The organism is Achromobacter sp. MFA1 R4 (genome assembly GCF_900156745.1).
Lineage (GTDB): Bacteria > Pseudomonadota > Gammaproteobacteria > Burkholderiales > Burkholderiaceae_B > Achromobacter.
This window is the reverse complement of record NZ_LT707065.1, coordinates 1,859,380-1,884,808: the sequence shown is the minus strand read 5'-3', so window position 1 is coordinate 1,884,808 and position 25,429 is coordinate 1,859,380. Positions and strand designations below refer to the sequence as shown.

The 25,429-nt window shown below is 66.8% G+C and carries 20 protein-coding genes; 5 read left to right on the top strand and 15 right to left on the bottom strand.

Translation table 11 applies throughout. The features are described from left to right. Positions 1-5 precede the first annotated feature (5 nt). The 10 genes from BXA00_RS08440 to BXA00_RS08395 form a co-directional block, all read right to left on the bottom strand. The gene (locus BXA00_RS08440) at positions 6-818 is read right to left on the bottom strand and encodes an ABC transporter permease (RefSeq protein ID WP_076517947.1); all 813 of its coding nucleotides are present in this window, start codon (positions 816-818) and stop codon (positions 6-8) included. Continuing rightward, on the bottom strand, positions 815-1,627 hold the full coding sequence (locus BXA00_RS08435) for an ABC transporter ATP-binding protein (protein ID WP_076517945.1): 813 nt from the start codon (positions 1,625-1,627) through the stop codon (positions 815-817). The genes BXA00_RS08440 and BXA00_RS08435 overlap by 4 nt, the downstream gene beginning before the upstream one ends. 174 nt (positions 1,628-1,801) lie before the next feature. Continuing rightward, positions 1,802-2,431 carry a phospholipid-binding protein MlaC gene (locus BXA00_RS08430; RefSeq protein ID WP_076517942.1) on the bottom strand — a complete coding sequence of 210 codons (630 nt, stop codon included), beginning with the start codon at positions 2,429-2,431 and terminating at the stop codon, positions 1,802-1,804. Between the two features lie 37 nt (positions 2,432-2,468). After that, positions 2,469-3,266: a VacJ family lipoprotein gene (locus BXA00_RS08425; protein WP_076517939.1), complete on the bottom strand. Its 798-nt coding sequence runs from the start codon at positions 3,264-3,266 to the stop codon at positions 2,469-2,471. Positions 3,267-3,368: 102 nt separating this feature from the next. Beyond that, entirely contained in the window at positions 3,369-3,869 is a 501-nt protein-coding gene (gene mlaD / locus BXA00_RS08420; RefSeq protein ID WP_076517936.1) for an outer membrane lipid asymmetry maintenance protein MlaD, read from the bottom strand. A gap of 12 nt (positions 3,870-3,881) precedes the next feature. Beyond that, positions 3,882-4,670 (bottom strand): lipid asymmetry maintenance ABC transporter permease subunit MlaE, encoded by a 789-nt coding sequence (gene mlaE / locus BXA00_RS08415; protein WP_076517933.1) that lies wholly within the window; start codon positions 4,668-4,670, stop codon positions 3,882-3,884. Further along, on the bottom strand, positions 4,667-5,503 hold the full coding sequence (locus BXA00_RS08410; protein WP_076517931.1) for an ABC transporter ATP-binding protein: 837 nt from the start codon (positions 5,501-5,503) through the stop codon (positions 4,667-4,669). The genes mlaE and BXA00_RS08410 overlap by 4 nt, the downstream gene beginning before the upstream one ends. A 342-nt stretch (positions 5,504-5,845) precedes the next feature. Beyond that, the gene (locus BXA00_RS08405) at positions 5,846-6,910 is read right to left on the bottom strand and encodes a nitronate monooxygenase family protein (protein ID WP_076517928.1); all 1,065 of its coding nucleotides are present in this window, start codon (positions 6,908-6,910) and stop codon (positions 5,846-5,848) included. An 18-nt stretch (positions 6,911-6,928) separates the two neighbouring features. Further along, the gene (locus BXA00_RS08400; protein WP_076517925.1) at positions 6,929-7,906 is read right to left on the bottom strand and encodes a tripartite tricarboxylate transporter substrate binding protein; all 978 of its coding nucleotides are present in this window, start codon (positions 7,904-7,906) and stop codon (positions 6,929-6,931) included. A gap of 24 nt (positions 7,907-7,930) precedes the next feature. Next, the gene (locus tag BXA00_RS08395; protein ID WP_076517922.1) at positions 7,931-9,160 is read right to left on the bottom strand and encodes a YbfB/YjiJ family MFS transporter; all 1,230 of its coding nucleotides are present in this window, start codon (positions 9,158-9,160) and stop codon (positions 7,931-7,933) included. Between the two features lie 64 nt (positions 9,161-9,224). On the opposite strand from BXA00_RS08395, the gene BXA00_RS08390 reads away from it, so the two are divergent. Then, positions 9,225-10,097, top strand: a complete 873-nt coding sequence (locus BXA00_RS08390) for a LysR family transcriptional regulator (RefSeq protein ID WP_076517920.1) — start codon at positions 9,225-9,227, stop codon at positions 10,095-10,097. A gap of 42 nt (positions 10,098-10,139) precedes the next feature. Here the strand turns inward: BXA00_RS08390 and BXA00_RS08385 are convergent, their stop codons facing one another. The 4 genes from BXA00_RS08385 to BXA00_RS08370 all read right to left on the bottom strand — a co-directional run bounded on the left by BXA00_RS08385 (position 10,140) and on the right by BXA00_RS08370 (position 18,338). Beyond that, positions 10,140-10,781, bottom strand: a complete 642-nt coding sequence (locus tag BXA00_RS08385; protein ID WP_076517917.1) for an OmpW family protein — start codon at positions 10,779-10,781, stop codon at positions 10,140-10,142. 199 nt (positions 10,782-10,980) lie between these two features. Then, positions 10,981-12,447 (bottom strand): glutamate synthase subunit beta, encoded by a 1,467-nt coding sequence (locus BXA00_RS08380; protein ID WP_076517914.1) that lies wholly within the window; start codon positions 12,445-12,447, stop codon positions 10,981-10,983. Between the two features lie 8 nt (positions 12,448-12,455). Continuing rightward, positions 12,456-17,195, bottom strand: a complete 4,740-nt coding sequence (locus BXA00_RS08375; protein WP_076517912.1) for a glutamate synthase-related protein — start codon at positions 17,193-17,195, stop codon at positions 12,456-12,458. A gap of 381 nt (positions 17,196-17,576) precedes the next feature. Beyond that, a complete protein-coding gene (locus tag BXA00_RS08370; RefSeq protein WP_076517909.1) occupies positions 17,577-18,338 on the bottom strand; it encodes a hypothetical protein in 762 nt (253 codons plus the stop codon). Between the two features lie 230 nt (positions 18,339-18,568). Here BXA00_RS08370 and fghA point away from each other — a divergent pair, with 230 nt between their 5' ends. From fghA to rpoH, 3 genes are all read left to right on the top strand, one after another. Beyond that, positions 18,569-19,435, top strand: a complete 867-nt coding sequence (fghA, locus tag BXA00_RS08365) for an S-formylglutathione hydrolase (RefSeq protein ID WP_076517907.1) — start codon at positions 18,569-18,571, stop codon at positions 19,433-19,435. A gap of 96 nt (positions 19,436-19,531) precedes the next feature. Beyond that, positions 19,532-20,221: a hypothetical protein gene (locus BXA00_RS08360; protein WP_076517905.1), complete on the top strand. Its 690-nt coding sequence runs from the start codon at positions 19,532-19,534 to the stop codon at positions 20,219-20,221. Between the two features lie 141 nt (positions 20,222-20,362). Continuing rightward, entirely contained in the window at positions 20,363-21,247 is an 885-nt protein-coding gene (gene rpoH, locus BXA00_RS08355; protein ID WP_076517903.1) for an RNA polymerase sigma factor RpoH, read from the top strand. Between the two features lie 359 nt (positions 21,248-21,606). Here rpoH and BXA00_RS08350 read toward each other — a convergent pair whose 3' ends face one another. Then, positions 21,607-22,446: a phosphodiesterase gene (locus BXA00_RS08350; RefSeq protein ID WP_076517901.1), complete on the bottom strand. Its 840-nt coding sequence runs from the start codon at positions 22,444-22,446 to the stop codon at positions 21,607-21,609. Positions 22,447-22,642: 196 nt separating this feature from the next. Here BXA00_RS08350 and BXA00_RS08345 point away from each other — a divergent pair, with 196 nt between their 5' ends. Next, entirely contained in the window at positions 22,643-25,339 is a 2,697-nt protein-coding gene (locus BXA00_RS08345) for a cation:proton antiporter (RefSeq protein ID WP_076517898.1), read from the top strand. Positions 25,340-25,429: the final 90 nt, after the last annotated feature.

Below are 25,429 nucleotides of genomic sequence, written 5' to 3'. Positions count from 1 at the left end.
GGACGTCAGTTCCTGAGTTTGTAGCCGCTGGCCAGGAGCCGCAGCGCGTAAGTCGAGAGCGCAAGGAACACCCCCGTCACCACCGCCAGGCTGTGCCAGGGCGAGACGTCCGACACCGAGAAGAAGCCGTAGCGGAATCCGTCGATGGTGTAGAAGATGGGGTTCCAGTGCGAGACGCTTTGCCAGAACGGCGGCAGCGTATGGATGGAATAGAACACGCCGGACAGGAAGGTGGCCGGCATGATCAGGAAGTTCTGGAAGGCCGCGAGCTGGTCGAATTTTTCGGACCACAGGCCCGCGATCAGGCCCAGCGCGCCCATGATGCCGCAGGCCAGCACGGCAAAGACCAGGACCCACTGCGGATGGGCGGGCGCAAGCGGCACGAAGAACAGCGCCACGGCCCACACGCACAGCCCGACCGCCAGGCCGCGCGCGATGGCGGCCAGCACGTAGGCGCCGAAAATGTCCCGGTGCGACAGCGGCGGCAGCAGCATGAAGACGAGGTTGCCGGTGATGCGGCTCTGGATGAGCGACGAGGACGGGTTGGCGAACGCGTTCTGCAGCATGCTCATCATCATGAGCCCGGGGATCAGGAAGGACGTGTAGGGCACGGTGCCGTACACCGTGACGCGCCCTTCCAGGACGTGTGCGAAGACCAGCAGGTACAGCAGCGCCGTGATGACGGGCGCGGCGATGGTCTGGAAGCTGACCTTCCAGAAGCGCAGCAGTTCCTTGCGCAGCAGGGTCGGAAAGCCGGAACCGGCGTCCAGGCGGGGCTGCACCAGCGGCTGGCCGGCGGGCGTGGCGGGCTGGGTCATGAGGAGATCTCTTCGGGTTGCAGGGCGCGGGGGGCGGCATCGTCGTCCTGGTGCATGATGCGCACGAAGGCGTCTTCCAGGTCCACCCCGCCCACGCGCGCCAGCAGGGCCTGGGTGGTGTCCAGCGCCACGATGCGCCCGCCTTTGAGCATGGCGATGCGGTTGCAGAGGGCCTCCGCCTCTTCCAGGTAGTGGGTGGTGAGCATGATGGTGTGGCCGGCCTTGTTCAGGCGCGAGATGAACTCCCACAGCGTGCGGCGCAGGTCTACGTCCACGCCCGCGGTGGGCTCGTCCAGGACGATGACCGGCGGCCGGTGCACCAGCGCCTGCGCCACCAGCACGCGCCGCTTCATGCCGCCGGACAGCGCGCGCATGTTGGAATTGGCCTTGTCGGCCAGGCCCAGGTTGAACAGGATTTCGTCGATCCAGTCGTCGTTCTTGCGCAGGCCGAAATAGCCGGACTGGATGCGCAGCGTCTCGCGGACCGTGAAGAACGGGTCGTAGACCAGTTCCTGCGGCACCACGCCCAATGCGCGCCGCGCCAACTTGTAGTCGGCCACGACGTCGTAGCCACAGACCGTGGCGCGGCCTGCGGTGGCATGGGCCAGGCCGGCCAGGATGGAGATGAGCGTGGTCTTGCCTGCGCCGTTGGGCCCGAGCAGGCCGAAGAATTCGCCGTGCTCGATATTCAGGCTGACGTTGTCCAGCGCCTGGAAGCCGGGACGGGGCGTGCGCCCGAGCAGCTTCTGCCAGCCGCGCTGGCGCGGCGAGTAGATCTTTGAGACGTTTTCTAGGCTGACGGCGGACATGACGGGGGTAAGGGGCCCGAAAAGAGCGAATTGACCATTATATAAGCGCGAGGTGACAGCCACCCCGTAAGGCCCCAGGGCCGGTGGGGGCGGCGCATTGTTGCGTCCCCAAAACAATCGGCCCGGCGGCCCCCCGAAGGGGCGCGCCGGGCCGATGCAAGGCGGGAGCAGTCTTTACTTGTTGCGCTGGTTCAGCGCCTGGATCAGGCCGTCGATGCCGTTCTGGTTGATCTGCTGGGCGAACTGGTTGCGGTAGTTCTCGATCAGCCAGATGCCCTCGACGTTCATGTCATAAATCTTCCAGCCCTGGGGCGTCCTTTCCAGACGGTAGTCCACGCCGACGGGCTGGCTGTTGGACTGGCTGATCAGCGTGCGCACCACGACGTCGTCGGCCTTGGGGTCGCCCCGGAACGGCAGGCCGGTGATGCTGGTGCTGGACGTGACGCGGGTCAGCGCGCCGCTGTAGGTGCGGATCAGCGTGCCGCGGAAGGCCTCGGCCAGCGCCGTCTTCTGCTGGTCGCTGGCCTGGCGCCAGTAGCGGCCGGCGGCCAGGCGCGTGGTCTTCTGGAAGTTGACGTACGGCAGGATGTACTGGTCGACGACCTCGTTGACGCGGGCGATGTTGCCGGCACGCACCGCGCCGTCGGCCTTCAGGACATCCAGGGCCTGGGTGGCGGCGGCCAGCACGAACTGTTCGGGCGGGCCGTTGGGGTCCGGCTGGGCCTGCGCGGCCGTGGCGGCCGCCAGGCCGAGCAGGCCCGTGAACACCAGTCGCTGCAGCAGGGAGGGAACGGAAAATCGCATCAAAACTCCTTCAGTACCGTAAGCGCAATCCGACAGCTTACTTGGTCGCGGGGACCGGCGCAGGCGCTGGCGCGGCCGGCGCGGCGTCCTCGCCGTCGTCTTCGTAGTTGGGCAGGGCCGATTCTTCGTCCACGCGGTGGCCCAGCACCATTGCGGCGCGGCGCTGCAGGAAGGCGTCGCGCACGAAGCTGTACGGGTCCAGCGCCACGCGGTCGATCGTATCGGTGGTGTCGAGCAGGTTGGCGCGCGTATCGACGATGCGCAGGCCCCACAGCGAGTTGCGCAGGCGCACGTTGTCGATGGCGTCCACGCCCATGTAGCCGTAGGTCGTGCCGTAGAGGTCGCCCACCAGGCCGACGCCGTCGCGCACGCTGGACGCGCCGAAGAACGGCAGCACCAGGTAAGGACCCTGGCTGAAGCCCCAGACGCCCAGCGTGGTGCCGAAGTCGTTGGGGATCTTGCGCGCGCCATTGGCCGAGGCGACGTCAAAGCAGCCGCCCACGCCCATGGTGGTGTTGAAGAGGAACCGGCCCAGCGTGTTGACGAAGTCGTGGCCGCGGCCCTGCAGGAAGCTGTTGGTGCCGGACCAGAGGTCGCCGACGTTGCTGAAGATGTTGTGGATGCAGCTGCGAACCGGCTGCGGCGTCACGAACGTGTAGGCCTGGGCGACCGGCTTGAACACCGCGCGGTCCACCGTGTCGTTGAACTGGTAGACGCCGCGGTTGAAGCCTTCCCAGGGGTCGCGCGGATCCGGATTCTTCGGGGCGGCGCAACCGGCCATCAGCGCGCCCGCCGCTGCGATGGTGGCAATGCGGGAAATTGCTTTCGTGTTCATGATCCGGGTATCCCTATCAACATTTCTTATGTTATTGCGACGGCAAGGCACAGCGTTGTCGTTGTAACGGCCTGCGTTGTAACGGCCTGAATAAGCCCCGCCTTAATCCTGCGCCTTGGGGGCAGGTTCCGGCGCGGCGGTCGAGCCTTGCTTTTCCGCCGACCCGTACAGGAACTGGCTGATCAGTTGTTCCAGGACCACGGCGCTTTGTGTATAGCGGATTTTTCCGCCGTCGGTAAAGTTCTCTTCTTCGCTGCCGGCGGTCAGGCCCAGATACTGCTCGCCCAGCAGGCCCGAGGTCAGGATGGCGGCCGAGGAGTCCTTCGGGAACTGGTAGGCCGTCTCCAGGTTGACCGAGACGATCGCCTGGAAGGTCTTGTCGTCAAAGGAGATGCCCGCGACCCGTCCCACCACCACGCCGGCGCTCTTGACCGGCGCGCGCACCTTGAGGCCGCCTACGTTATCGAAGTTGGCTGTCACCGTATAGGTCGGGGCAAAGGAAAACGTGCTCAAGTTGCCGGCGCGCAACGCCAGGAATGCCAGCGCGATCGCGCCCAGCAATACGAACAGGCCTACCCAGAAGTCGGTTTTTTCGCGAGACATGATCGATCCGTATCAATTTCCAAACATCAGGGCGGTGAGCAGGAAGTCCAGCCCGAGCACCGCCAGCGAGCCCATGACCACGGTGCGCGTGGTGGCGCGGGCGACGCCTTCGGGGGTGGGCTTGGCCTGCCAGCCCTCGTAGAGCGCGACCAGCGTCACCGTGACGCCGAAGACCACGCTCTTGATGACGCCATTGGCGACGTCTTTCCAGACGTCGACGCCGTTTTGCATTTGCGACCAGAAGGCGCCGGCGTCCACGCCGATGAGCAGCACGCCCACGACCCAGCCGCCCAGGATGCCCACCATGGAGAACACCGCCGCCAGGATGGGCATGGCGATGATGCCGCCCCACAGGCGCGGCACCAGCACGCGGCGGATGGGGTCCACGGCCATGACTTCCATGGCCGACAATTGTTCGCCCGCCTTCATCAGGCCGATTTCGGCCGTGAGCGAGGTGCCGGCGCGGCCCGCAAAGAGCAGCGCGGTCACCACCGGCCCCAGCTCGCGCACCAGCGACAGGGCGACCAGCAGGCCCAGCGCCTCTTCGGAGCCGTAGCGGTTCAGCGTGTAATAGCCCTGCAGGCCCAGCACGAAGCCGACGAACATGCCGGAAACGGCAATGATCAGCAGCGAATAATTGCCGATGAAATGGACCTGCTGCGACACCAGGCGCGGCCGCGACAGCGCGATGCCGCTGCGCGCCAGCATGGCGCCGAAGAACCGGGTGAAATAGCCGATGGCCGCGACGCGGGAGCGTACCCAGTGGCCCAGCACGGCGATGGCGTTGTTGGAGCCGCTCATGCTTTGCGCCCTTTCTGTTGGGACAGCCACTTCTGGAAGGCGGGCGTCTCGGGATACTGGAACGCGACGGGACCGTCGGGTTGGCCCTTGAGGAATTGCTGCACGTAGGGGTCCTGCGAGGCCGCCAGCGTCTGCGGCGTGCCGGCGGCGGCGAGCGTGCCGCGGCCCACCAGATAGACCTGGTCCGCGATGGCGAAGGATTCCTGCACGTCGTGCGTGATCAGCACCGAGGCGCAGCCCAGGCGGTCGGCCAGGTTGCGGATCAGGCGGGCGGTGATGCCCAGCGAGATCGGGTCCAGCCCGGCGAAGGGCTCGTCGTACAGGATGAGTTCGGGCTCGAGCACCACGGCGCGCGCCAGCGCCACGCGCCGGGCCATGCCGCCGGAAATCTCGGACACTTTCAGGTGGGCGGCGGCGCGCAGGCCGACGGCGTCCAGCTTGTCCAGCACACGGTCGGTGAGCTCGGCTTCGTCGATCTTGGTGTGCTCACGCAGCGGGAAGGCCACGTTTTCAAATACGTTCAGGTCGGTGAACAGCGCGCCCTGCTGGAACAGCACGCCCATGCGCTTGCGCAGGGACTGCAGGCCGGTGCGCGAGGTCTGGCCGATGTCCTGGTCGAATGCCAGCACCCGGCCTTGCTGGGCGGTGATCTGGCCGGTCGCCGCGCGCAGCAGCGTGGTCTTGCCGGAACCCGAACCGCCCATGACCGCCACCACCTGGCCTGCCCGGACGTCCATGGAAATGTCGCGCAAGACGGTGAAATCACCGTAGCCTAGCGCCACACCTTCCAGGCGCAGGGCGAATTCCGGGGTGCTGCTTGATTGAGCGGGCATGGGCAACGAAAGGGAGTTTCGGCGGCGGAGCTTGCCCCGCTGTCCTGTCGACACGCTGGACAGAGAACCTGGCCGGCGCGGGCAAGACAGGCTGCGTCGGGAAGCGCCCTGTTACTCAGATGCCGGGGACGAGCTCGAGCATCGGCTCCCGGCGGCGAGGCGCCATTGTAGCCCGACGCTGTGCAATCACAATCCGAGTGGCTGTGCGTGGAACAGTGTTTTCGGTTCCAGGAACAATCCCCGGACCGCTCCCTGTGCGATGCCGCCGCCGGTCCGGTGTCTGACACCCTCCGGAACACTGGCGCATGCATAGGCGACCTCACACGGGTATCAGACACCCATTCAGTTGCGCCGCGTCCGCGCGGCCTCGGTTTCCCGGGCCAGGCGCTGGATCAGGTTGGCCGTGGTTTCCCGCCGCGCCAGCGGCGCGCCCTGGCCGGCCCACAGGGACAGGACGTTGATGTTGCCGCTTTTGCCGCCCGCGGTCCGCATGGGCCGCGTCAGCGCGTTTTGCAGCGGATACGGCAGGATGTCCGCGGCGATCGCATCCGCGTCCCGCATGAAGGCGTTGGCGATGCCGCGGGCCGGGCGGCCGGAAAAGGCCCGGGTCACGCGGGACTGTTCGGAGCGGGAGGCGGGCAGGACTGCCTTGTAGGCGTCGCTGATGCCGCATTCGTCCGTGGTCAGGAAGGCCGTCCCCATTTGCGCCAGGTCGGCGCCCAGCGCCAGGGCGGCGGCAATGCCGCGCCCGTCCATGATGCCGCCCGACGCGATGACCGGGATCGAGACGGCATCCGCCACCTGCGGCACCAGGGCCAGGGTCCCGATCATGGACGTCTCGAAGGCGTCGAGGAACGTGCTGCGGTGGCCGCCGGCCTCGGCGCCCTGCGCGACGACCGCGTCCACGCCGTCCTGCTCCAGCACCTGGGCCTCGCGGACGGTGGTGGCCGTGCCGATGGTCAGGATGCCCAGTTCACGGCAGCGGGCCAGCGTCGCGGCCGGCAGGCGGCCGAAGGCGAAGCTCAGGACGGCTGGCCGCGCCCGCAGCGTGGCCTCCAGTTGTTCCGGCAGCGGATCGGCCTGCGGCCCGGGGGCTTGCGGCGCGGGCAGGCCCAGTTGCGCGTGGTAGCGCGCCATCAGGGCGAGCATCCGCGCGCCGTCGCCGGTCGCGGCTTCCTGCGGCACGGGGGCGAACAGATTGATGGCAAACGGGCGGTCCGTGCGCGCGCGGATCGCGCTGGCCGCCGCCTCGATCTGTTCGCCACTCAGGTAGGCCGCGCCCAGCGATCCCAGGGCGCCCGCCTTCGATGCCTCGGACACCAGTTCCACCGTGGTCGCGCCGCCCGCCATGGGCGCCTGGATGATGGGGTGGTCCAGCTTGAGCAATTCAATCAAAGGGGTAGCCATGGGAAAACTCCTGGGAGGTTATTGAAGCTGGATGTTTCCAGCCTTGATGACGTGCGCCCACTTTTCGCTTTCGTTCTTGATGAACGCGGCGAACTCCTCGGGCGTGCCGCCGCCGGCCTGGCTGCCCGTATCGGCAATCGCCTTCTGCACATCCGGATCCTTCAGGATGCGGTTGAACTCGGCGTTGAGCCTGGCGATGATCGGCGCGGGCGTGCCGGCGGGCGCGACGATGCCCTGCCAGTTGTACGACTCGAAACCCGGCAGGCCGGATTCGGCCATGGTCGGCACGTCGGGCAGCACGGCCAGGCGCTTGGCGGACGTGACGGCGATGGGGTGGATCTTCTTGCCCTGGATGGCGGGCAACGCGGAATAGCCCATTTCGAACATCATGGCGATGTGGCCGCCCATCAGGTCGGTGGCGGCCAGGCTGCCGCCTTTATAGGGGACGTGGACGATGTCGATCTTGGCTTGTTCACGGAACATCTCGCCCGACAGGTGGTGCGCGCCGCCCACGCCGGACGAACCGAAGGTCAGCTTGCCGGGTTCCTTCTTGGCCAGCGCGATCAGGTCGGCCAGCGTCTTGACCGGCAGTTCATTGTTCACGCTCAGGACCAGCGGGCTGTTTTCGATCAGGATGATCGGGGCCAGGTCCTTTTGCGGGTTGTAGGGCATTTCCTTCATCAAGGACGGGTTGACCGCCATGGGGGCCAGGTTGCCCGTGCCGATGGTGTAACCGTCCGGGGCCGCCTTGGCGATGAGGTTGGTGCCGACCACGCCGCCCGCGCCCGCCTTGTTTTCCACCACGATGGGCTGGCCCAGCGATTCGCCCAGTTTGCGCGCCAAAAGGCGCACGCGGGTGTCGGCAAAGCCGCCCGGCGCGTAGGGCACGATCATGGTTACGGGTTTGGCGGGCCAGTCGCCGGTCTGGGCCTGGGCGGCGCCTGCGAAGGCGGTGGCGGCCGCGAGGGCGGCGATCAGGGGGCGCAATGCTTTCATGCTGGGGACTCCTCTTCCTGCTTTCTAATTGCTGTGTGATGGGCCCGAAGGGCCGATGGCATTATGCCCAGCGCCATTGCCATCTGTCGTGACTTTTCCCAATCCCCAGGCCGACGCGGCCAGCAGAGCCGCGCTGCCCGCCAGCACCTGCGGCAGCCCCGCGCCCCAGTGCTCCGCCCACGACGCCAGCAGCGGTCCCAGGATCTGTCCCGCCGCGAAGGCCGCCGTCATGATGGCGGCCGCGCGCGGGGCCGCCGCGCCCGACAGGCGCCGGGCGGTCAGCATGCCCGCCTGCGTGATCACCATGAACGTGCCCCCGACCAGGAGTGCCGCCAGGATCACGGCGGCAATGTGATGCCACAGGGCCACCGCCAGCATGCCGGCGGCCATCAGGGCCTGCGCGCCGCGCCAGACCTGCCGGTCGTCGCGGCCGCGCGCCAGGCGGGGCACCAGCAGGCAGGACAGCGCTGCCGCCAGGCCGAAGAGGGGCCAGGCCCAGCCGAAGATGGCCGGGTCGGGCAGGATCTCCTTGGCCATCGCCGGCAGGAAGGTGGCGGGAATGATGTAACCGACGCCGAAGACGCCATAGTGCAGCGACAGCGCGGCGATGCCGTGCGGCAGTCGGGTGGACGGAGCGCCCGTGGCGGCACGCCGGACCGGGGGCGCCTGCCGGCTCAGGCCGGGCCAGGCCGCCGCCGACAGCGCCAAGGCCAGCGCGCCCAGCACGATCCAGGTCAGGTTGGCGCTCGCGCCCCAGGCCATGAGGACCAGGCAGGCCAGCCCCGTCAGCGCGATCCCGGCGCCCACGCCTGCGTACGTCACGGCCGACGCGGAGGGCTCGCGCGGGTCTCCGGGAGGAACCGGGCGCCAGGCCGCCACGCAGATGAAGGCGCTGGCGCTGGCATATCCGGCGGCCAGCCGCAGCATCGACCAGCCCGCCACGCTGTCCAGCAGCGGCATGGCCAGCGTCAGCGCCGCGACGGCGGCCAGGCTGGCCGCCAGCGTCGCGCGCAACCGGCGCACGGGCCAGGCGATCGCGGCCAGCGCGCCGAGCAGGTAGCCGGCATAGTTGGCCGACGCCATCCAGCCGCCCTGCGCGAGCGACAGCCCGGACTCCTGCGCCATCAGCGGCCATACCGGCGTGAAGGCGAAACGGCCGATGCCCATGGCGGCCGCCAGCGCAAGGGCGGCGGGCCACGCCAGGCGCGCGGCGCTGGCGGTGGGGTCGAGGGAAGGGTAAGCAGGCGTTGACATGGCCCCACTCTACGGCTGTACTAATATCTTGAATAGTGAATTATTAAGAACGTGAGTTCCCAAAATGAGAAACTTGGACCTCGACGCGCTGCAGATATTCAAGACCGTGGCGGACCAGGGCGGCGTGGCGCGCGCCGCCGCGCACCTGAACCGGGTGCAGTCCAATGTGTCGACCCGGCTCAAGCAGCTGGAAACCTCGCTGGGAACGCCGCTCTTTCGGCGCCAGAACCGCCGCCTGGTGCTGTCGGACCAGGGGCGCGTGCTGCTCTCCTACGCGGACCGGCTGCTGCGCCTGTCCGACGAGGCCCAGTCCGCGGTGCGCGAAGGCGCGCTGCAGGGCGTCTTGCGCATCGGCACCATGGAAAGCACGGCCGCCGCCCGCCTGCCGCCCATCCTGGCGGCCTATCACGCGGCGTGGCCGCAGGTGCGCATCGAACTGGTCACCGGCACCTCGGGCGCCCTGGCCGCCAAGGTCCGCAATTACGAGATCGAGGCCGCCTTTGTCGCGCAGCCCTTTGCGGCGGACGGCCTGGCGACGATGGATGCCTTCAAGGAGGAACTCGCGCTGATCTCGCCGCTGGCCTGGGATCCGATCGGCGGCGCGAAGGACCTGGGCAGCCGCAGCGTCATCGCGTTCGCGGCGGGGTGCTCATACCGGCGCATCCTGGAATCGTGGCTGAACCAGGAGGGCATCGCGCCCGGCAAGGTGATGGAGTTTGCGTCGTATCACGCCATCGTGGCGTGCGTGGCCGCGGGAACGGGCGTGGCGATCGTGCCGCGGTCGGTACTGGCGGTGCTGGGGGCGGAGAACACGGTGCGCGTGGGCGCCCTGTCCGGACCGCATGGGCAGGCGCTGACCCAGCTTGTGTGGCGCGCCGACGATGACACGCCCGCATTGCAGGCCCTGCGTAGCCGGCTGCAGGCGCCGCAGGAATGAATCGATGCGCGCGGTGTCCGCGCGCATCGTCCAGCGCCGCACTCAGAAGCGGTAGCCGACGCCCACCGTGGCCACCCACGGGTCGATCCGCGCGGTGCCGACACGTTCGCCGTCCAGCTTCACCTTGGACTTGATGTCGATGTAGCGGATGTCGGCGTTCATGAACCAGCGGTCATTGATCTTGATGTCCGCGCCCAGTTGCGCCGCCACGCCCCAGGAGTCGCCCAGCTTCAGGTCCGAGCCCTTGAGCGCGCCTTCGGCCTTGGTGTCGAAGAAGTGCGTGTAGTTGATGCCGACGCCGATGTAGGGCTGGATCATGCTGTCGGGCAGGATGTGCCATTGCAGGCTCAGCGTGGGGGGAAGCTGCTTGGTGGAGCCGATCTTGCCCAGGCCGCCGCTGCCGCTGACGTCATGCTGGAACGGCCAGGCGCCCAGCAGCTCGATGCCGATGTTGCGGGTGGCCATGTAGGCCAGGGTGAAGCTGGGGCGCACGTTGTTGCTCACATCCAGCTTCACGGCGCCATCCAGCACCGAGCCATTGTTCTGCGAGGGGCGCACTTGCGTCACGCCGACGCGGAACAGCACGTCGCCGGCTTCGTGGGCATGGGCGGGGGCGGCAAATGCGCCGGCAGCGATCAAACCGGCAATGGCGGTGGCGCGGATACGCCCATTCAGCGAAAACATTTTCTTCTCCGATCTTTCCGTGGGGGTGAGCCGACAGATTCGCAGACCGCCCCGTCCCCCAACTTGACGTGTGTCAAATCTTGAAAAGACCGCTTTCAAAAAGTGGTTATGCCGCAACACGCGGGTCAGTCCAGCCGGCGCGCAAAAAAAAACGCCGCCGGCGCGGGGCGCTCGGCGGCGTTGATGAAGCGGGGCGCTGTCAGCGCGGCAGGTCGCTGCTGCCCATGAGGTAGGCGTCGACCGAACGGGCGCACTGGCGGCCTTCGCGGATGGCCCACACCACCAGGGACTGGCCGCGGCGCATGTCGCCGGCGGCGAAGACCTTTTCCACGTTGGTGCGGTAGTCGTCGGTGTTGGCGCGCACGTTGCCGCGGCCATCGCGATCCACGCCGAACGCGTCCAGCACGTTCTGCACCGGCGACACGAAACCCATGGCCAGCAGCACCAGGTCCGCCTTGATCTCGAACTCGGAGCCTTCGACCTCGCGCATCTTCATCTGGCCGGTGGCCTCGTCCTTGAACCACTCGACGCGCGCGCCGACCAGTTTCTCGACCTTGCCGTTGGCGCCCTTGAGCAGCTTGGTGGTCACGGACCAGTCGCGATCGCAGCCTTCCTCGTGCGAGGACGAGGTGCGCATCTTCAGCGGCCAGTAGGGCCAGGTCATGGCCTTGTTCTCGGACTCGGGCGGCTGGGGCATCAGTTCGAACTGCGTGACCGAGGCCGCGCCATGGCGGTTGCTGGTGCCGACGCAGTCGGAACCCGTGTCGCCGCCGCCGATGACCACGACATGCTTGCCCTTGGCCAGCGTCTGGTTGGCCAGGCGGTCGCCCGCCACGGCCTTGTTCTGCTGGCGCAGGAAGTCCATGGCGAAGTACACGCCTTCGAGCTCGCGGCCCGGCACCGGCAGGTCGCGCGGCGTTTCCGAACCGCCGCTCATCACGACGGCGTCGAACTCGGCCATCAGCGATTGCGGGGTGCGCACGGTCAGGCCATCGGCCACCGGATCCTTCGGATTGCCGACGTAGGTCGACGGCGCGAATTCCACGCCCTCGGCTTCCATCTGCGAGATGCGGCGGTCGATCTGGTGCTTTTCGAGCTTGAAATCGGGGATGCCGTAGCGCAGCAGGCCGCCGATGCGGTCGCTCTTTTCAAAGAGGGTCACGGAGTGGCCCGCGCGCGCCAACTGCTGCGCGCACGCCATGCCGGCGGGGCCGGAGCCCACGACGGCGACCTTCTTGCCCGTCTTGCGCGCCGGCACTTGCGGCGCGACCCAGCCTTCGGCCCAGCCCTTGTCGATGATCGCGTGCTCGATGGACTTGATGCCCACGGCGTCGCTGTTGATGTTCAAGGTACAGGCGGCTTCGCACGGCGCCGGGCAGATGCGGCCCGTGAACTCCGGAAAATTGTTGGTGGAGTGCAGCACGTCCAGCGCGCGGCGCCAGTCCTGCTTGTACACCAGGTCATTCCAGTCCGGGATGATGTTGTTGACCGGGCAGCCGTTGTTGCAGAACGGGATGCCGCAGTCCATGCAGCGCGCCGCCTGCTGCTTGGCCTGGTCGTCGGTCAGGTGCAGCACGAATTCGCGCCAGTTCTTCAGCCGCTTCTGCGGGGCCTCGGAGGCCTCCTGCAGGCGCTGGTATTCCATAAAGCCAGTGATCTTTCCCATGGTATCCCTCACGCAGCCAGTTGTTGCGGGTTGGCTGCACGCCACATTTCACCCAATGCACGGCGGTAGTCCGTCGGCATGATCTTCACGAATTTGCCGCGCGAGGCTTCCCAGTCGCCCAGGATTTCGCGGGCGCGGTAGCTGCCGGTGTAGCGGAAGTGGTCTTCCACCAGGCGGCGCAGGATCGTCTCGTCCGTCTCGCGCTCGCCGCCGCGCTGTGCGCTGTGCCAGATGTCGATGTTGTTCTGCGACTGCTGTTCGGCATGCGGCACCACGGATTCCAGTTCCACCATGGACAGGTTCACGCGATGCTTGAGCGTGCGGTCCGGATCCCAGACGTAGGCCACGCCGCCGGACATGCCCGCCGCGAAGTTGCGGCCCGTGGCGCCCAGCACGACGACGGTGCCGCCGGTCATGTATTCGCAGCCGTGGTCGCCCGTGCCTTCGACCACGGTCGCCGCGCCCGAGTTGCGCACCGCGAAGCGTTCGCCGGCCACGCCGTTGAAGAACGCTTCACCCGCCAGCGCGCCGTACAGCACGGTATTGCCGGCGATGATGTGGTCGGGGCCGAAACCGCGGAAGTCGTTGGGCGAGCGCACGATGATGCGGCCGCCCGACAGGCCCTTGCCGACGTAGTCGTTGCCTTCGCCCACCAGGTCCATGGTGATGCCGTGCGCGAGGAACGCGCCGAAGCTCTGGCCGGCGGTGCCGTTGCACTGGATGTGGATGGTGTCGTCGGGCAGGCCGTCGTGACCGTAGCGCGCGGCCACGGCGCCGGACAGCATGGCGCCGATGGTGCGGTTGCGGTTGCGCACCGGCACGATGAACGACACCTTCTCGCCGCGTTCCAGCGCGGGCTTGCTGCGCTCGATCAGCAGGTGGTCCAGCGCGCCCGCCAGGCCGTGGTCCTGCTCTTCGGTCTGGTGCACTTCGGCGTCCGACTGCGTCTGGTGGAACACGCGGGTGAAGTCCAGGCCCTGCGCCTTCCAGTGTTCGACGCCCGAGCGCATGTCGAGCAGGTCGGCGCGGCCGATCAGGTCGTCGAACTTGCGGATGCCCAGCTGGGCCATGATTTCGCGCACTTCCTCGGCGATGAAGAAGAAGAAGTTCACGACGTGTTCGGGCTTGCCCTGGAATTTCTTGCGCAGGACGGGGTCTTGCGTGGCCACGCCCACCGGGCAGGTGTTCAGGTGGCACTTGCGCATCATGATGCAGCCTTCGACGACCAGCGGAGCCGTCGCGAAGCCGAATTCGTCGGCGCCCAGCAGCGCGCCGATGACGACGTCGCGGCCGGTCTTCATCTGGCCGTCGGCCTGCACGCGGATGCGGCTGCGCAGGCGGTTCAGCACCAGGGTCTGCTGCGTTTCGGCCAGGCCCAGTTCCCAGGGCGTGCCCACGTGCTTGATGGACGACACCGGCGAGGCGCCCGTGCCGCCGTCATGGCCGGCGATCACGACGTGGTCGGCCTTGGCCTTGGCCACGCCCGCGGCCACCGTGCCCACGCCCACTTCGGATACCAGCTTGACCGAGATCGAGGCCTTGGAATTGACGTTCTTCAGGTCGTGGATGAGCTGCGCCAGGTCTTCGATCGAGTAGATGTCGTGGTGCGGCGGGGGCGAGATCAGGCCCACGCCCGGCACCGAATAGCGCAGCTTGGCGATGTATTCCGACACCTTGTGGCCGGGCAGCTGGCCGCCTTCGCCGGGCTTGGCGCCCTGCGCCATCTTGATCTGGATCTGGTCGGCGGACGACAGGTATTCGGCGGTCACGCCGAAACGGCCCGACGCCACCTGCTTGATCTTCGAGCGCAGCGAGTCGCCCTTCTTGAGCGCGACGTCGGCTTCGATGCGGTCCGAACCCAGCACCGAGGCCAGCGTGTCGCCGTCCTTGATGGTGCTCTTGCCTTCGCGCATTTCGGCGCGGTAGCGCAGTTCGTCTTCGCCGCCTTCGCCCGTGTTGGACTTGCCGCCGATGCGGTTCATGGCGATGGCCAGCACCGAGTGGGCTTCGGTCGAGATCGACCCCAGCGACATGGCGCCGGTGGCAAAGCGCTTGACGATTTCCTTGGCGGGCTCGACGTCGTCCAGCGGAATGGCGCGCGACGGCTCGAAGCGGAATTCGAACAGGCCGCGCAGCGTCATGTGGCGGCGGCTCTGGTCGTTGATGATCTGCGCGTACTCCTTGTACGTGCGGTAGTTGTTGGCGCGCGAAGCATGCTGCAGCTTGGCGATCGAGTCCGGCGTCCACATGTGCTCTTCGCCGCGGACGCGGTAGGCGTATTCGCCGCCGGCGTCCAGGTCGTTGGCCAGCACCGGGTCGGCGCTGAACGCGGCGCGATGCTGGCGCAGCGCTTCTTCGGCCACCTGGAAGATGCCGATGCCTTCGATGTTGGACGCGGTGCCGGTGAAGTACTTGTTCACCAGGGCGCTCTGCAGGCCCACGGCTTCGAAGATCTGCGCGCCGGTGTAGGACATGTACGTGGAAATGCCCATCTTGGACATGACCTTGTTCAGGCCCTTGCCGATCGCCTTGATGTAGTTCTTCACGGCCTTTTCGGGGTCATTCATCTTGCCCAGCGATTCGAGCGCCAGGTAGGGGTGAATGGCTTCGGCGCCGTAGCCGCCCAGCAGCGCGAAGTGGTGCACTTCGCGGGCCGAGCCGGTTTCCACGACCAGGCCGGTATTGGTGCGCAGGCCGGCGCGGATCAGGTGCTGGTGCACGGCCGAGGTGGCCAGCAGCGCGGGGATGGCCACGCGCTCGCTGTCGACCAAGCGGTCCGACACGATCAGGATGTTGTAGCCGCTGCGCACCGCATCGACGGCGCGCGCGCACAGGGCCGCCACGCGGGCTTCGATGCCCTCGGGACCCCAGGCGGCGGGATACGTGATGTCCAGTTCGAAGCTGCGGAATTTCTTGCCCGTGACCTGGTCGATGTCGCGGATCTGCGCCATCGCGGCGAAATCCAGCACCGGCTGGGAGACTTCCAGGCGCAGCGGCGGGTTGACGTTGTTGATGTCCAGCAGGTTCGGCTTGGGGCCGATGAAGGACACCAGCGACATCACCAGCTGTTCGCGGATGGGGTCGATGGGCGGGTTCGTGACCTGCGCGAACAACTGGCGGAAGTAGTTGTAGAACGGCTTGGCGCGGTCCGACAGCACGGCCAGCGGCGCGTCGTTGCCCATCGAGCCGATGACTTCTTCACCGCTGGACGCCATGGGCTCCAGGATGAACTTGTAGTCTTCCTGGGTCCAGCCGAAGGCCTGCTGGCGGTCCAGCAGCGACACGGCCGATTGCGTCGCCACGGCCACCTGGCGCGGGGCGGGCAGCGATTCCAGCTTGATCTGCAGGCGCTCGATCCACTGACGGTACGGGCGGCTGTTGGCCAGTTGCAGCTTGATCTCGGCGTCGTCGATGATGCGGCCCTGTTCCAGGTCGATCAGGAACATCTTGCCCGGCTGCAGGCGCCACTTCTTGACGATGCGATTCTCGGGGATCGACAGCGTGCCGGCTTCGGAGGCCAGGATGACCATGTCGTCATCGGTGACCAGGTAGCGGGCGGGACGCAGGCCGTTGCGGTCCAGCGTGGCGCCGATCTGGCGGCCGTCGGTGAACGCGACCGCGGCCGGGCCGTCCCACGGCTCCATCATGGCGGCGTGATATTCGTAGAACGCGCGGCGGCTTTCGTCCATCTGCGTGTGCTGTTCCCAGGCTTCCGGGATCATCATCATCATGGCGTGGGCCAGCGAATAGCCCGAATTCACCAGCAGTTCCAGGCAGTTGTCGAACGTGGCGGTGTCCGACTGGCCTTCATAGACGATGGGATACAGCTTCTTCAGGTCCTCGCCCAGCACGGCCGACTGCATCATGCCTTCGCGGGCGCGCAGCCAGTTGAAGTTGCCCTTGACCGTGTTGATTTCGCCGTTGTGGGCGATCATGCGGTACGGGTGGGCGAGCGGCCAGGCGGGGAACGTGTTGGTCGAGAAACGCTGGTGGACCAGCGCCAGGGCGGACACCGTGCGGGTATCGGCCAGGTCGCGGTAGTAGCGGCCGACCTGGTCGGCCAGCAGCAGGCCCTTGTAGACCACGGTGCGCACCGAGGCCGAGGGCACGAAGTATTCCTTGCCGTGCGCCAGGTGCATGTTCTGGATGGCGTGGCTGGCGGTCTTGCGGATGACGTACAGCTTGCGTTCCAGCGCGTCGGGCACCATCACGTCGGCGCCGCGGCCGATGAAAAGCTGGCGGATCACGGGTTCGCAGTCGCGCACGGTGGGCGACATGGGCATGTCGACGTCCACCGGCACGTCGCGCCAACCCAGGACGACCTGGCCTTCGGCGCGCACGGAGCGCTCGAGTTCCTGCTCACAGGCCAGGCGCGAGGCGGTTTCCTTGGGCAGGAACACCATGGCAACGCCGTACTCGCCGGGCGGGGGCAGGATGATGCCTTGCTGGCTCAGTTCGTCGCGGTAGAGCGTGTCGGGGATCTGGATCAGGATGCCCGCGCCGTCGCCCATGAGCTTGTCCGCGCCGACCGCGCCGCGGTGGTCCAGGTTTTCCAGGATCTTCAGGCCCTGCTGGATGATCGCGTGGCTTTTCTTGCCCTTGATGTGGGCCACAAAGCCGACGCCGCAGGCATCATGTTCGTTCTTGGGGTTGTACAGGCCCTGGGCCGAAGGCAGGCCGATGCGCGTGGCATCGATGGGGGTCGCCTTGGGGGTGGGACAGGATTCGGTCGGGGTAATTTGGGGCATGGCGCGCTCCGCAGTGGGCCTGCGTCGTAATGTTGCAGTGCAGGAGACGGACAATACCCCCGCAGCGAGTAGGGTGCAACAGAAACAAACGGGGTATGACCCTAATAATTTCAGTGCGCTGTTATAGTGCATTAATATGGGGACATAACAAGATCCGCGCCAATTGTGGGCTTGCACGGGTGGGGTCTTTGGCTGCCAACGCCGGCGCACCAAAATCGCACAAAAACCCGTTTATGCGTCCCCATTTAAATGTGGTGATTTGCAGCGTCGGATCAACCCGCTTTGTGGCGAAAACTGCACATCATGCGGCGCGAGCCGCGCGGCGCCAAGGCGTGAATCAGCCCCAAAAACAAAACCCGCCATCGCGGCGGGTTGAAAGGATCAGGAATGGGTGGGCGGCGTGGAGGTCGTCGGCGAGGACGGGCCAGATTCGGTGTCCGCCGACGCCGCGGCAGGCTTCTTGCGCGGCCTGCCGCGCTGTCCCGGCGCCACGCGCCGACTGGCGGTATGGGCAAGGCTGGCAATGAAGCTCGGGCCGCCCAGCGCCCACTGGCCGGAAACCGCCTGGTCGATGCGCTGCGTTTCCTCTCGCGACAACCCGTCCTGCAGCCGCTTGCGGTAATTGGCCTGGCGGTCGAACGGCGTGTTGCCGCAGGCCCAGTAATCGGCGTGATCGGACTGCCACTGCGCCGGCGCCGCCGAGGTATTGCCCGTATGGCTGGACGCGGATGACCACGGCCAGGAGTCGGGGTCCTGCGATGCGCCGCTGCGCACGGGGTAGGTTTCCAGCCAGACCAGCGCCGGCAGCACCCAGGCGCCCGGTTCCAGCAGCGCCGATCGGTAGCGGCCCGCGAACACCCGGCCGCCGCGCAGCCGCGCCGCCAGGTTGCGGCCCAGCGTCTGCATCAGGCGCGGCAGGCCTTCTTCGTCCGCCGGCGTGGCCAGAAGCAGGATGCGGTCGTTGGCAAGAAGCCAGCCGTGCACCGACACGCGGTGGCGCTGGGCCGATTCGCCCAGCCACATGGCAAGCTGATTCAGGATATCGGCGGGCGCGGGTTGCGATGGCGCTGCCAATGGCTGAATAAAGTTGGCCTGCACCAGTTGGGGCAGCCCAGGGGCATACAGGCGGGGCAGACGGGCCATAGTGTCAGGGCTTGCGTATCAGGAAGAACGGTTTGTCTTCGCTCACGGTATATAAATAGTGCCACGGTGGGCGCTGGTCAAGTCCCGTGATCACAATCTGGGCGCGGTATGGCATTTTTTTTGTCGCGAGCGCTCATTGAGGGGCAGGTTAACATTCGGCGACGGAACGTCGCACCATGGATATCCCCTAACCCGCCGACGTTTTTCCACCTCTACACCGGAGAAAGCCAATGGCCGTGTCCCTGGAACTCATCTCGCAGCATCGGTGCTTCGGCGGCACGCAGCGCTATTACCGCCACGATTCCACGGAAATCGGCCTGCCCATGCGGTTTTCGGTCTACCTGCCGCCCCAGGCCGAGAACGGGCCGGTCCCGGTGCTGTTCTACCTGGCGGGCCTGACCTGCACCGAAGAGACCTTCATGATCAAGGCGGGCGCCCAGCGCCTGGCCGCCGAGCTTGGCGTCATGCTGGTCGCGCCCGACACCAGCCCGCGCGGCGCGGGGGTGCCCGGCGAAGACGAAAGCTGGGACCTGGGCACGGGCGCCGGTTTCTACGTGGACGCCACCACGCCGGCGTGGCGCGAGCACTACCGCATGGACAGCTACGTGACCCGCGAACTGCACGGCATCGTCACGGGCGGCACGCTGCCGGGCGACGCGTCGCGCACCGGCATCTTCGGCCACTCCATGGGCGGCCATGGCGCCCTCGTCCTGGCGCTGCGCAACCCGGACAAGTTCAAGTCCGTCTCCGCCTTCGCGCCGATCGCGGCGCCCAGCCAGTGCCCGTGGGGCAAGAAGGCGTTCGGCGCATACCTGGGCGCCGACGTCCAGGACTGGGCGGCCTATGACGCGTCGGCCCTGATGCGCGGATCGAAGCAGCCGTTCCCCGGCGGCATCCTGATCGACCAGGGCGACGCCGATCAATTCCTGGCCGAGCAGTTGTATCCCGAGGTGTTCGAGGCAGCCTGCGCCGCCGCCGGCCAGCCGCTCACACTGCGTCGCCAGTCCGGCTATGACCATGGCTATTACTTCATCTCGACGTTCATCGAGGATCACATCCGGTTTCACGTCGAGCGGCTTGGAAAACCGGCCGCCTGAGGGCGCGCTTCTATACTGGGGAGCCTGCCGCGGCGGGTGGCGGCTTCCTGCGCCCGCCGCGCCGCAAGCCCCTCGGCTTGAATAGGAACGCCTCATTTGATCAACGGAATCGCTCCCTTCGCCTGGATCCTGCTGGGCGCCGTCATCGTCTTGCTGCCCGGCATCGTCATGCTGCTGGGACGCGGGGGGCCACGCGACGAGCGCGGCCGCCGCATGTTCCAGTTCCGGCCCGTCCGCCGGGCGTGCGGACTGCTGCTGGTGTGCCTGGGGTGCGTGTCCGGCCTGCTCGCGCTGTCGCTGGTGCAGTTCGTCCGACTCACGACCGACGAACCGGTGGCGCGAATCGACGTCCGCCAGCAGGCAGAGGGCCAATTCGAGGTCAATGCCAGCGCGCCGGCGATCGGCACCAGGCAATACGTCCTGTACGGCGATCAATGGCAGATCGACGCCCGCGTCGTGCGCTGGAAACTGCCGGCCCTGATGGCGGGCGTGCCGCCGCTGTACCGGTTGGAGCGCCTGTCGGGTCGCTACAGCGACGCGGCGCGTGAAGCCACGGCCACCCGCTCCGTGCATCCGCTTGACGATTGGCCCGCGCCGGATCTCGGTTCACTGAAGAAAAGTTTTCCGAACTGGTTCCCCTTCGTCGATGTCCAATTCGGCAGCGGCGCCTACATGCCGTTGTTCGACGGCGCCCGCTACCAGGTGTTCATGGATCCCCGCGGCGCGCTTTTCATCCGCCCGGATGGCCAGGCCACCGTTGATGGTCTCAAGCAACTGGGCTGGTGACGGCACGCCGTAAAATAAATGGGGACGCGTTCTGTCAAAGGAAACTTTGACGCGCCGCAACAGTCGAATTAGCACTCCCAATACTTGAGTGCTAACATCGAATTCATGTCTTTATCTCTTCGCCATCCGGAGACCCCCGCTATGAAGCAACCCAGTACCTCGTTGACCGCTTCCGGCAACGCTCTGGCGTTGGCCATTGCCAATCCGGGCGCTCTGGGCACGATCGACGCGTACATTTCCGCGGTCAACCGCCTGCCGGTGCTGTCCGCGGAGCGTGAAACGGAGCTTGGCCGCCGCCTGCGCGACCAAGAAGACCTGGGCGCCGCCCGCGAGCTGATCCTGTCGCACCTGCGCCTCGTCGTCTCGGTGGCCCGGCAATACCTGGGTTATGGCCTGCCCCACGCCGACCTCATCCAGGAAGGCAACGTCGGCCTGATGAAGGCCGTCAAGCGCTTCGACCCCGAGCGCGGCGTGCGCCTGGTGTCCTTCGCCGTCCACTGGATCAAGGCCGAGATCCACGAGTACATCATCCGCAACTGGCGGTTGGTCAAGGTGGCGACCACCAAGGCCCAGCGCAAGCTGTTCTTCAACCTGCGCAGCATGCGTCCCGACGGCCAGACCCTGGATCCGGAACAGGTCGACCATATCGCCCGCGAGTTGAACGTGCGCCACGAAGACGTGAGCGAGATGGAAGTCCGCATGTCCGGCCGCGATATGTCGCTGGAAAACCAGGACGATGACGATGACAGCTACGCGCCCATCGCCTATCTGTCCGATGAAGGCCGCCAGGAACCCACGCGTGTGCTGGAACGCGCCGCGCGCGACCGCCTGCAAAGCGCGGGCCTGACCGGCGCGCTCGATGCGCTGGATGCCCGCTCGCGCCGGATCGTCGAGGCCCGCTGGCTGCAGGATGATGGCGGCGCGACGCTGCACGAGCTAGCGCAGGAATTCGGCGTCTCGGCGGAACGCATCCGCCAGATTGAAGCCGCCGCGCTCAAGAAGATGCGCGGCAACCTCGCCGCCTGATTTCGCATCACGCCCGCTATCGCCTCGGAAGGCCGCGAAGTTCGCGGCCTTTTCTTTTGCGGACGCGCGCTGGTGGACCAATAAATTGATACAAATTCGCGGCGAATTTTCGGACTTCTTCGAAACTTAATGGGGATGGCGCCGCCTAACTTCATGTAGACCGCGAACTTAGGTTGGCAGTCTTGTCATCCGTCTCGGCTTCTCCTCTTTCCCCTCCCCTATGAGACGGATGCTTGCGGGGCACCTAGCATATCGGTGCCCCGTTTTTTATGCGCGCTCGGCGCGCATCGCGTCATGCGAATCGCTTCACACGCCACGCTTCACACGCGACCCTGCATGGGAATTGCCTGGCGCAGGCATTACGCCGCGCGGGCGTTCTCCGGCGCCGCCAGCGCCGTGTGCCACAGCGCGTCCTGCACGCGGCGCACGCCCGTGGCCATCGAACCGTCCTGATAGAGCTTGATCCACCGGTAGCCCGGCGCCATGTTGTCCACGATGTGCTTGCCGTCGCGGATGCTGAACTGGAAGCAGGTCGACGGCGTGGCCAGCATGCGCAGGTTGTGCCGGCGGCGGTCGAACTCATGATGCACATGCCCCCACAGCAGCACCCGCACCTGCGGCCAGCGGGCCAGCAGCTTGAAGAGCGCCTGCGGGTTGTCGATCATCATCGAGTCGTGCCAATGGCTGTCGATCTGCATCGGGTTGTGGTGCATGGCCACCAGCGTGTGGCGATCGGGCGCCTGGGCCAGCGCGGCCTCCAGCATATCGAGTTCACTGGGCGGCAGGTGCCCCGCGTTCGAGCCGGGCACCGTGGTGTCCAGCGCAATGACGCGCCACGCGCCCACGTCGGTCACGGGCATCGACCATTCGGAGAGCTCCTGTCGCAGCACTGACGGCTGATCGTGATTGCCGGGCAGGCAGCGGATGGTGGCGCGCTCCAGCGCGCCGGATTCGGACAGGATGCGCGCAAAGCGCCGGTAGCTCGCGGCTTCGCCGTCCTGCGACAGGTCGCCCGTGGCAAGCAACAGGTCGGGATGCTTGCCGTCGGCCTCGATCTGGCGCAGGACCGCGCGCAGGCTGGCGTCGGTATCGACGCCCAGCATCGAAGTGTCGGGCTCGCCGAACAGATGGCTATCGGTCAATTGGACGAGCATCGCGGGCGCGTCATGGCGCCGGGTCAGGGTATGGATGCGAGCCACGAGCCGCTCCTGCAGAATTTGCGTGATGCCACATTACCCAAAAAACATGGCGCGGCGCGTTTCGCAAGCGTCCCTTGGGGTAACGAAACGTGCATTCTCCACGATTCCCGTCAGACGCTGACGGCAGGCATCCGAAAAAAGCCGCTATTCTTGCGAAACCTTCCACACGCTTTAAGAATGGGACGCGGCGTCACCCATGGATGTTGGTTTTCTCGTATTTGGTCTTGCGGGCCTGCTCACGCTGGTCTGCTTCATGCCGCCCCTGGCCGGCCGCGTCAAGCTGCCCTATTCCGTGCTGCTCGCGATCGTTGGCTGTCTGCTTGGCATCATCATTCACGTTCATGGCTGGGCGCCCGCCTGGATCGGCGACTTCCTCGATTCGCTGGAAAGCTTCGAGATCTCGTCCGAGACCTTCCTGATGGTATTTCTGCCCGTGCTGCTCTTCGAGACCGCGCTGGCGATGAACGTGCGTCGATTGATGGACGACATCGGTCCCATCTTGATGATGGCCATCGTGGCGGTGGTCGTCTGCACGGTGGTGGTCGGCGTGACGCTCGATGCGGTCTCGCCCTACGGGCTGGTGGTGTGCCTGCTGCTGGGCGCCATCGTGGCGACGACGGACCCGGTGGCCGTGGTCGGCATTTTCCGCGAAGTGGGCGCGCCCAAGCGGCTGACCACCCTGGTCGAGGGCGAAAGCCTCTTCAACGACGCGGCCTCCATCGCGCTGTACTCCGTGCTGCTGGCCGTACTGAGCGGCAGGGGCGAGTTGTCCGTCAGCGGCATCTTCAACGACTTCCTCGTGCACTTCATCGGCGGCGGGCTGGCGGGGTTTGCCATGGGGCGGCTGGCCTGCTTCCTGTTCGCCTGGTTGCGCGGTTTTCCCACGGCCGAGATCACGCTGACCCTGACGCTGGCCTACCTGTCCTTCTTCATCTCCGAGCATTACCTGAACGTCTCGGGCGTGGTCGCCACGGTGATCGCGGGGCTGGTGGTGGGATCGACCGGCCGCACGCGCATGTCGCCCACGACCTTCGAACATCTGGCCAGCGCCTGGGAGCAGTTCGGCTTCTGGGCCAATTCGCTCATTTTCCTGTTTGCCGCCATGCTGATTCCCAAGCTCATGGCGGCCGCCGATTGGCAGGAACTGGTGCTGGTCGGCGTGGTGTTCGTCGTGACCCTGGTCGCGCGCGGCATCGTGGTGTTCGGCTTGCTGCCGCTGCTGGGCCTGACCCGGCTGGGCACCAAGGTCAGCAATCCCTACAAGGTCGTGATGCTGTGGGGCGGCTTGCGCGGCGCCGTGTCGCTGGCGCTGGCGCTGGCGGTGACCGAGCAGACGGGCGTGCCCGAAGAGGCGCGCCAGTTCATCGCTGTCGCCACCACCGGGTTCGTCCTGATGACCCTGTTCGTCAACGGCATCAGCCTGCGGCCGCTCATCCGCATGCTGGGGTTGAACCAGCTATCGCCCGTGGAGCGGACCATCCGCAACCAGGTGATGGCCGTGGCGCTGGAGGACCTGCAGGGCAAGACCGAAGAAGTCGCCAAGGCCGAGCACATCGGCACCGAGGTCCGCGACCGCATCCGCGCCGTGTTCGACGCCAGCCTGGCCAGCGTGCACGATGGCCGGGTCAGCCAGATGACCGACGAGCAGCGCGTGGCGGTGGGCCTGACCATCGTCGCCCAGCGCGAAGAAGAAATGTTCTTCGACATTCTCAAGGCCCAGATCGTGGACTGGCGCATGGCCGAAACATTGCTGGCCCGCGCGGAGCGCCTGGAAGACGCCATCCGGCTGGGCGGCGTGGAGGGCTTCGAGCGTGCCATCGTGGCCGACGTGCGCTATTCGACGGGATTCAGGCTGGCGCTGCGGCTGCACTATGTCTTCGGCTTCCAGGGCTGGCTGGCGCGCGAACTCGGCCAGCGCTTTGCCAACCTGATGAGCAAGCGGTCGGTCGCGCAGCGCCTGATCGCCTTTGCCCGCGAGCAGATCACGCCATTGCTGGGCGAAGCGGCCACGCAGCGCATCGTGTCGTTGCACCAGCGCCGCCTGGACCTGATCGAGAACGCCATGCAGGCCCTGAACCTGCAGTATCCGTCGTACGCCCAGTGGCTGCAGGAAAGCTACCTGGGCCGCGTGGCCCGCGAACTCGAGCGCATCCGCTATCGCGACATGCTTGAGCAGTTTCTGATCAGCGGCGAAGTCTATGCGGACCTGACCGAGCAATTGAAGAGCCGCTGGGCGCACATCGACAAGCATCCGCCGCTGGACATCGAAATGAGCGCGGCCGAACTCATCAAGCGCGTGCCGCTCTTCGAAGGGCTGTCGCCCGATTCCCTGCGCGCCATCAGCAAGCTGCTCAAGCCGCGCCTTGCCCTGCCCGACCAGCGGGTGCTGACCAAGGGCCGGCACGGCGAGGAAATGTGTTTCGTGGCGTCGGGCGCCGTGGCGGTCCACCTGCCCGACAACACCATGATCGAGCTGGGCAGCGGGGAGTTCTTCGGCGAGCTGGGCCTGCTGGGCGAAGCGCAGCTCACGCCGGACGTGACGTCGCTGGGCTACAGCAAGCTGCTGATGCTGTCTTCGCGCGACTTCCACGCGCTGCTCGCCCGCGACGAAAACCTGCGTGATCGCATCCAGGTCGTGGCCAAGCAGCGGTTGCGCGCCATCGAGGTCTGGAAGCAGTTTTCGCAGGCATCCGCGGCGGCGGCTCCCGCGGCCGCGGCTTCGGCCCCCAGTCCGGCGCAGGCGGCCGAAGCCGCGGAAGCGGCCGGCGCCGCCAGTGGGCCCGAAGGCGAGGATGTCCAGGCGGCCCGCGAACTGCGCGGCGAATCCGCGCGCGACGACGACGATGGGTTGGGCGGATCGGTGATGGCGACGCCGGAACCGTCGCCGCGATAGTCCTCCGGAAAATCGTTCCGAAAATCGCCCAGGTCAGGTGCCCAAGTCAGGCGCCCAAGTCAGGTGCCCAAGTCAGGCGCCCCGGTCAGG

What these genes read in the sequence shown, in the direction of transcription:
- BXA00_RS08440 (WP_076517947.1), bottom strand. Translation starts at nt 818, where the DNA reads ATGACCCAGCCCGCCACGCCCGCCGGCCAGCCGCTGGTGCAGCCCCGC.
- BXA00_RS08435 (WP_076517945.1), bottom strand. Translation starts at nt 1,627, where the DNA reads ATGTCCGCCGTCAGCCTAGAAAACGTCTCAAAGATCTACTCGCCGCGC.
- BXA00_RS08430 (WP_076517942.1), bottom strand. Translation starts at nt 2,431, where the DNA reads ATGCGATTTTCCGTTCCCTCCCTGCTGCAGCGACTGGTGTTCACGGGC.
- BXA00_RS08425 (WP_076517939.1), bottom strand. Translation starts at nt 3,266, where the DNA reads ATGAACACGAAAGCAATTTCCCGCATTGCCACCATCGCAGCGGCGGGC.
- mlaD (WP_076517936.1), bottom strand. Translation starts at nt 3,869, where the DNA reads ATGTCTCGCGAAAAAACCGACTTCTGGGTAGGCCTGTTCGTATTGCTG.
- mlaE (WP_076517933.1), bottom strand. Translation starts at nt 4,670, where the DNA reads ATGAGCGGCTCCAACAACGCCATCGCCGTGCTGGGCCACTGGGTACGC.
- BXA00_RS08410 (WP_076517931.1), bottom strand. Translation starts at nt 5,503, where the DNA reads ATGCCCGCTCAATCAAGCAGCACCCCGGAATTCGCCCTGCGCCTGGAA.
- BXA00_RS08405 (WP_076517928.1), bottom strand. Translation starts at nt 6,910, where the DNA reads ATGGCTACCCCTTTGATTGAATTGCTCAAGCTGGACCACCCCATCATC.
- BXA00_RS08400 (WP_076517925.1), bottom strand. Translation starts at nt 7,906, where the DNA reads ATGAAAGCATTGCGCCCCCTGATCGCCGCCCTCGCGGCCGCCACCGCC.
- BXA00_RS08395 (WP_076517922.1), bottom strand. Translation starts at nt 9,160, where the DNA reads ATGTCAACGCCTGCTTACCCTTCCCTCGACCCCACCGCCAGCGCCGCG.
- BXA00_RS08390 (WP_076517920.1), top strand. Translation starts at nt 9,225, where the DNA reads ATGAGAAACTTGGACCTCGACGCGCTGCAGATATTCAAGACCGTGGCG.
- BXA00_RS08385 (WP_076517917.1), bottom strand. Translation starts at nt 10,781, where the DNA reads ATGTTTTCGCTGAATGGGCGTATCCGCGCCACCGCCATTGCCGGTTTG.
- BXA00_RS08380 (WP_076517914.1), bottom strand. Translation starts at nt 12,447, where the DNA reads ATGGGAAAGATCACTGGCTTTATGGAATACCAGCGCCTGCAGGAGGCC.
- BXA00_RS08375 (WP_076517912.1), bottom strand. Translation starts at nt 17,195, where the DNA reads ATGCCCCAAATTACCCCGACCGAATCCTGTCCCACCCCCAAGGCGACC.
- BXA00_RS08370 (WP_076517909.1), bottom strand. Translation starts at nt 18,338, where the DNA reads ATGGCCCGTCTGCCCCGCCTGTATGCCCCTGGGCTGCCCCAACTGGTG.
- fghA (WP_076517907.1), top strand. Translation starts at nt 18,569, where the DNA reads ATGGCCGTGTCCCTGGAACTCATCTCGCAGCATCGGTGCTTCGGCGGC.
- rpoH (WP_076517903.1), top strand. Translation starts at nt 20,363, where the DNA reads ATGAAGCAACCCAGTACCTCGTTGACCGCTTCCGGCAACGCTCTGGCG.
- BXA00_RS08345 (WP_076517898.1), top strand. Translation starts at nt 22,643, where the DNA reads ATGGATGTTGGTTTTCTCGTATTTGGTCTTGCGGGCCTGCTCACGCTG.